The organism is Streptomyces sp. UNOC14_S4, assembly GCF_020740835.1.
Lineage (GTDB): Bacteria > Actinomycetota > Actinomycetes > Streptomycetales > Streptomycetaceae > Streptomyces.
Genome location: NZ_JAINFC010000409.1, coordinates 1 through 6,965, shown reverse-complemented (window position 1 = coordinate 6,965; position 6,965 = coordinate 1). Strand labels below are relative to the sequence as shown.

4 protein-coding genes are annotated in these 6,965 nt (G+C 70.2%); 3 read left to right on the top strand and 1 reads right to left on the bottom strand.

Features of this window, described 5'->3' with window-relative positions; translation table 11 throughout:
• Positions 1 to 45 precede the first annotated feature (45 nt).
• Together K6I34_RS28015 and K6I34_RS28010 are read left to right on the top strand one after the other, a co-directional pair.
• A complete protein-coding gene (locus K6I34_RS28015; protein ID WP_229329981.1) occupies positions 46 to 1,410 on the top strand; it encodes a glycosyltransferase in 1,365 nt (454 codons plus the stop codon).
• Positions 1,411 to 1,582: 172 nt separating this feature from the next.
• Positions 1,583 to 2,791 (top strand): hypothetical protein, encoded by a 1,209-nt coding sequence (locus tag K6I34_RS28010; protein WP_229329983.1) that lies wholly within the window; start codon positions 1,583 to 1,585, stop codon positions 2,789 to 2,791.
• A gap of 196 nt (positions 2,792 to 2,987) precedes the next feature.
• On the opposite strand, the gene K6I34_RS28005 is transcribed toward K6I34_RS28010, so the two are convergent.
• Entirely contained in the window at positions 2,988 to 5,627 is a 2,640-nt protein-coding gene (locus tag K6I34_RS28005; protein WP_229329979.1) for a valine--tRNA ligase, read from the bottom strand.
• Positions 5,628 to 5,764: 137 nt separating this feature from the next.
• Between K6I34_RS28005 and K6I34_RS28000 the strand changes: the two genes are divergently transcribed.
• Positions 5,765 to 6,745 carry a hypothetical protein gene (locus tag K6I34_RS28000; protein WP_229329977.1) on the top strand — a complete coding sequence of 327 codons (981 nt, stop codon included), beginning with the start codon at positions 5,765 to 5,767 and terminating at the stop codon, positions 6,743 to 6,745.
• The last annotated feature ends 220 nt before the right edge of the window (positions 6,746 to 6,965 follow it).

Below are 6,965 nucleotides of genomic sequence, written 5' to 3'. Positions count from 1 at the left end.
CCGCGCCCCTTACGGGGCCCGTAGACCCCCGGAGTCTCCTCCCCCATGTTCCACTCGCCCTTCCTCCTCGTCTTTCCCTTCTTCCTCCTCGTCTGCTTCCTGCTCTACTGGGCCGGTGCCCGCCACGCGTACCTGAAGCGGCCCGAGATCGAGAACGGCAACCCCGACGCGTTCGAGTGGCACTTCTTCGTGCCGTGCCGGGACGAGGAGGCCGTCGTCGCGACGACGGTCGACCGGCTGCGTACGGACCACCCGCGCGCCCATGTGTGGGTCATCGACGACGACAGCGACGACCGCACCGGCGCGATCGTCGCCGGGATCGGCGAGACGGACCGCCGCGTCCACCTCGTGCGCCGACACCGCCCCGAGGCCCGGCAGGGCAAGGGCGCGGCGCTGAACGCCGCGTACGACGAGCTGAACGAGTACCTGGCGGAGGACACCGACCGCGAGCGCGTCGTCGTCTGCGTCATCGACGCCGACGGCCAGCTCGACCCGCGGGCCCTCGACCGCGTCAGCGGCCCCCAGGGCTTCGGCGACCCCGAGATCGGTGGCGTGCAGGTCAGCGTTCACATGCGCAACGCCGAGGACCCGCGGCCGCTGCCCGACCGCGGCCGGGTGCGCAACGCCTTCGCCCGCCTCCTGGTGCGGATGCAGGACATGGAGTTCTCCGTCTCCAACGCGGGCATGCAGCTGCTGCGCGGCCGCACCGGCTCCGTCGGCCTCGGCGGCAACGGCCAGTTCACCCGGCTCGCCTCCCTGGACCGCATCGCCGCGGCCGAGCGACGCCCCTGGAAGCGCGGCGCGCTGCTGGAGGACTACGAGCTCGGCCTGCACATGATCCTCAACGGTGACCGCATAGCCCACATAGCCGACACCTGGGTCTCCCAGGAGGGGCTGCCCCACGGCCGCCGCTTCCTGACCCAGCGCACCCGCTGGGCGCAGGGCAACCTGCAGTGCGTCCGCTACGCGCCGCGCATCGTCTCCTCGCGCCACTACGGCGGCAAGGGCGTCCTGGAGACGCTCTACACCTTCCTGCAGCCGGTCGCCCACATCGTCACGCTCGCCCTGTGCGCCCTGATGTTCGCCCTGCTCGCCCTGTCGGCCGTCGAGGACGGCGCGGGCGAGGCCTTCGGCGGGATGCTCGCCGTGTGGCCGCTGGTCCTCGGACTGGCCGTCGTCTCCGTGACGCCGTTCGTCCTGTGGGGCCCGGTCTACCGCCGGGACCGCTCGCCGAACCGCTCGCTGCTCGTCTCCCTGCTGTGGGGGCTCGCGCTGTGGCTGTACGCGTACCACCTGTTCCCGGCGTCCGCGCGCGGCTTCGTCCGCATGCTGCGTGGCCGCAACGGCTGGGCGAAGACCCGCCGGAACGCGGAGGTCGTCACCTCCGGCCCCACCGCCATCGAGGCCTGACGCCGACCATTGGTGACCACCAACTGAACAAACCATGATTTGGGCCACACTTGAGGCCCAGGAGACAACCTCCGTCCCCGCCCAGCCATCTGACGGCGGGGACAACACTGCCCGGAGCGGTTCCGGGTGGCGGAACAGGAGTGTTGTGCGGGTACCGGACGTCAGCAATCGGATGCACTTGTTGCTGCTCACGGCGTGGACTGTGCTGTGGTTCGCCTTGGTGGAGCCCAGCGGCGGCTTCTCCTGGCACTATCTGCGCACCGGCGGCGAGCTGATCTACGACGGGAGCAACGGCACGGGCGGCCTCAACCTCTACGCCCACCACCCCGAGCTCCAGATGGGCCCCATCAGCTTCCTGGTCGCGGGGCTCTTCAACCCGTTCTCCGAGCACATGGGCCAGTTCCTCGCGGCGGCGTTCATGTCCGTGCTGGGACTGGTCATCGTGGTGCTCGCCGGCCGCAGCGCCGCCATCCACTTCCTGGGCACCGGCACCAACCACCAGCGGCTGCGGCAGCGCGTCCTGATCGCCGGGGCGGCCTTCATCCCCATGTGGATCGAGGTCTCGGTCCGCTTCGGGCACCTGGACGACGTCCTGGCGCTGTTCTTCACGGCGCTGGCCGTCTGGTTCCTGACGCGCTGCAACCCGGCCGCCGTCGGCGCCTGCCTCGCGCTGGCCATGAACTCCAAGCCGACCGCGCTGGCGTTCCTGCCGCTGATCCTCGCGCTGCCGAGAGACCGCTGGCTGCGCGCGGTGCTGTGGTGCGTGGGCCTGGTGGCCGCGGCCTGGCTGCCGTTCTTCATCGTGGACCCGCACTCGTTCGCGGCGGCGAAGTTCACCATCCCCAACAACCCGGCGTCCGCGCTGCGCTGGCTGGGCGGCAACACCCCCGAGACACCCAACTGGGCCCGCCCGGCCCAGGCGGCACTCGGCCTCTCGCTCGGCGCGATCGCCGTGTGGCGCGGCCGCTGGGCGGGCGTCGTCCTGCTGGGCGCGAACGCCCGTATCCTCCTCGACCCCAGCGTCTACACCTACTACACGGCGTCCGTGCTGCTCGGCACCCTGCTGTGGGACGTGTGCGGGCAACGGCGCCTGGTGCCGTGGTGGAGCTGGATCGCGCTGATCGTGCTCTACGGCAGCGTCTTCGTGGTGCCGAGCGACTCGGCACGCGGCCTGATCCGCCTGCTGTTCGTGGCGGTGTCGACGGTGTACGTCCTGTTCTGGCCGCAGCGCAACCGCAAGAGCCACCGACGCCTCAACCGCGTGGAGGAGGAACCGGTGGAGGGCCCCTGGGGCCCCATGTGGGACCCGGGCCGTTCGCGGCCGTGGGAGGCGAGGACGGTCCCGCAGTCCCCATGGGACGGTGGCCGAAGCGCCTCGTAGCTTTGCCGGGGGGCGCCCCGTAACCGGAGCGCCCCGTCAGGGGCGCGGGGAACTGCGCGAGCAACCCCCACCGGCCCGCAGCCGCGCGCCAAGCGCAAGACGCACCCCGGTAGGCGCAACCGCCCACCGGCCCGCGGCCAAAGACGAAGGGCCGCCGCTGTCTACCGACAACGGCGGCCCTTCTCGCTTACCAGCGTCAGCGCTGCGGCGGCAGCGAAGCCAGCTGCGCAGCAATCCGCTCGATGTCCGCCTCCGCGGCAGCGAGCCGCGTACGAATCTTCTCCACGACCTGGTCCGGAGCCTTCGCCAGGAACGCCTCGTTACCGAGCTTGGCGTTGGCCTGGGCCTTCTCCTTCTCGGCGGCCGCGAGGTCCTTCGTCAGACGCTTGCGCTCCGCCTCGAAGTCGATCGCACCCGAGAGGTCGAGGGCGACCGTGGCGCCCGCGACCGGCAGGGTCGCCGTGGCCTGGAAGCCCTCCTCCGCGGGCTGCAGGCGCAGCAGCTGCCGGATGGCGCCCTCGTGGGCGGCCAGGGAGGTGCCGCTCAGGCCGAGCTTCGCCGGGACGCGCTGGCCGGGCTGGAGGCCCTGGTCCGAGCGGAAGCGGCGGACCTCGGTGATCACCTGCTGGAGGTTCTCGATCTCCCGCTCGGCGGCGGCGTCACGGAAGCCGCTGTCGGCCGGCCAGTCGGCGATGACGACCGACTCCTTGCCGGTGAGCGTGGTCCACAGCGTCTCCGTCACGAACGGGACCACCGGGTGCAGCAGGCGCAGCGTGACGTCGAGGACCTCGCCGAGGACGCGGGCCGAGACCTTGGCGGGCTCGCCGCCGGCCATGAAGGTGGTCTTGGACAGCTCGACGTACCAGTCGAAGACCTCGTCCCACGCGAAGTGGAAGAGGGCGTCGGACAGCTTGGCGAACTGGTAGTCGTCGTAGAAGGCGTCGACCTCCGCGACCGTGGCGTTCAGGCGGGAGAGGATCCACCGGTCGGTGGCGGACATCTCCTCGACCGGGGGCAGGTCGCCCTCCACCGTCGCGCCGTTCATCATCGCGAAGCGGGTGGCGTTCCAGATCTTGTTGGCGAAGTTCCGGGAGCCCTGGACCCAGTCCTCGCCGATCGGCACGTCGACGCCGGGGTTGGCGCCGCGAGCGAGGGTGAAGCGGACGGCGTCGGAGCCGTACTTGTCCATCCAGTCCAGCGGGTTGACCGCGTTGCCGAAGGACTTCGACATCTTCTTGCCGAACTGGTCGCGGACCATGCCGTGCAGGGCGATGGTGTGGAACGGCGGGGTGCCGTCCATCGCGTACAGGCCGAACATCATCATCCGGACGACCCAGAAGAAGAGGATGTCGTAGCCGGTGACGAGGACGGAGTTCGGGTAGAACTTCTCGACGCTCTCGGTCTTCTCGGGCCAGCCGAGCGTGGAGAACGGCCACAGGCCGGAGGAGAACCAGGTGTCGAGGACGTCGGTCTCCTGGTGCCAGCCCTCGCCGGTGGGCGCCTCGTCGTCCGGGCCGACGCAGACCATCTCGCCGTCCGGGCCGTACCAGACGGGGATGCGGTGGCCCCACCACAGCTGGCGCGAGATGCACCAGTCGTGGAGGTTGTCGACCCAGTCGAAGTAGCGCTTCTCCATCTCCTGCGGGTGGATCTTGACCTTGCCGCCACGGACGGCGTCGGCGGCGGCCTTGGCCAGCGGCGCGGTCTTGACCCACCACTGCATGGACTGACGCGGCTCCAGCGTCGTCTTGCAGCGGGAGCAGTGGCCCACGGAGTGGGTGTACGGGCGCTTCTCGGCGACGATGCGGCCCTCGGCGCGCAGCGCGCCGACGATCGCGGACCGGGCCTCGAAGCGGTCCAGGCCGAGGAAAGGCCCGTGGACGGTGATGACACCGTGCTCGTCGAGAACAGTGAGGCTCGGCAGGTCGTGCCGACGCCCGATCTCGAAGTCGTTCGGGTCGTGCGCCGGGGTCACCTTGACGGCACCCGTGCCGAACTCGGGGTCGACGTGCATGTCGGCGACGACGGGGATGCGGCGGCCGGTCAGCGGCAGCTCGATCTCGGTGCCGACGAGGTGCTTGTAGCGCTCGTCCTCGGGGTGGACGGCCACGGCGGTGTCACCGAGCATCGTCTCGGCGCGGGTCGTGGCGACGACGATCTCCGAGTCCCCGGAGCCGTACCGGATCGAGACGAGCTCGCCATCGTCGTCCTGGTACTCCACCTCGATGTCCGAGATGGCGGTGAGGCAGCGGGGGCACCAGTTGATGATGCGCTCGGCGCGGTAGATCAGCTCGTCGTCGTAGAGCTTCTTGAAGATCGTCTGGACAGCCTTGGAGAGGCCCTCGTCCATGGTGAAGCGCTCGCGCGACCAGGCGACACCGTCACCCAGGCGGCGCATCTGGCCGGAGATCTGGCCGCCGGACTCCGCCTTCCACTGCCAGACGCGCTCGACGAACGCCTCGCGGCCCAGGTCGTGGCGGGACTTGCCCTCCTTGGCCAGCTCGCGCTCGACGACGTTCTGCGTGGCGATACCGGCGTGGTCCATACCGGGCTGCCAGAGGACCTCGTAGCCCTGCATGCGCTTGCGGCGGGTGAGGGCGTCGATCAGCGTGTGCTCGAACGCGTGCCCGAGGTGGAGGGAGCCGGTGACGTTCGGCGGCGGGATGACGATGGTGTAGGGCTCTTTGTCGCTCTTGGCGTCGGCTTCGAAGTAGCCCCGCTCTACCCAGCGCTCGTACAGCGGCCCCTCTACCTCGGCCGGCGCGTACTGGGTCGGCAGTTCGGGGGTGCTGTCGTTCGGCCCGCGGTCGGGGCTCTGCTGAGTGTTCTCGGTCACGGACCGAATTCTACGGGGGCGTACCCGGGGGTTACGAATCCATTCCGGGCCCCGGGGCGGGAGGCGGGGGCTCCGTCGGCAAGGATGACGCGTACCTGATCTTTTTCCTTACTCTTCCGCGACACGCAGAGGCGACGATGAGCCAGCAGCAGCCGGGCCCGTACGGGGGGCCGCCGCAGCAACCGAATCCCTACGCGCAGGGGGGTGCCGGACAGCCGCCCGCGGCGCCGTACGGCGCACCTTATGGCGCACCGCCGCAGCAGCCCGGCCCGTACGGCGTGCCGCAGCAGCAGCAACCGCCGCAGCAGCAGCCGGGCGGCTGGGGTCCGCCGGGCCAGTACCCGCCGCCGGTTCCTCCGCAGAGCGGCGGCAAGGGCAAGGGGAAGGCCATCGGCATCGCGGTCGGCGCGCTGGTCGTGGTCGGTGCGATCGTGGGCGGCGTCGTCCTCTTCACCGGGAACGACAAGGGCGACGACAAGCACGTCGCAAAGCCGATCGGCAGCACTCCGCCCAGCACCCCGGAGGCCTCGGCCTCGCCCAGTACCGGAACGGCGCACCCCACGCAGCGCTACAAGCTCACCGCACCGGACACGCTCGCGGACGGGTACAAGAAGGACCCGAGCGAAACCGGTTCCGGCTTCGACGCCCAGGATCTGAACGACCTCAGACTCTCCGGCATGGCCAACCCGCGAGGCGTCAAGGGCATCTACAAGGCCGGCGAGGACAAACGCGCACAGAAGTGGCTCCGATTCTCCGGTGCATGGGGTGATTCGGTACGGAGCCCCGAGGCACTGGTGGACGGCCTGTTCAAGAGCGCGACAGACGGGGCCGCGCAGAAGCCCGACCCCGACACGAAGATCGAATTCGAGGGCAGCCCGCGACGGATGACCCCGGACGGGCTCGGAGATGACACCGTGCTGAAGTGCCAGATGATGAAGTCGACTTCAGGCACGAGCCCCACCATCAGGATGCCACTGTGCGTCTGGGGCGACAGCAGCACTCTCGGCGCGGTGTTCGCCCTGGACACGTCGCTGATGGCGCGCGGCGAGGACCTCAGTCTCGACGAAGCCGCCACCCGGGTCGCGAAGTTCCGCGAGGGTGTGCGGGTACCGCGGTAGAGCCGGATGGCACGGCTGTTCCAGAACTGTTGCGGACCCGGGGTAAGGCCTGCATAAGACGTCGGGGAGGATGACGCAGCGTTTGCGAGCCACCCCCCACCTCGACAGGTCGACAGAGAGAACACGATGAGCTACCAGCAGCCGGGCCCCTACGGGCCGCCGCAGCCGAACCCGTACGGCCAGGGCGGCGCTCCCGGCCAGCCCGGCTACGGCTACCCCC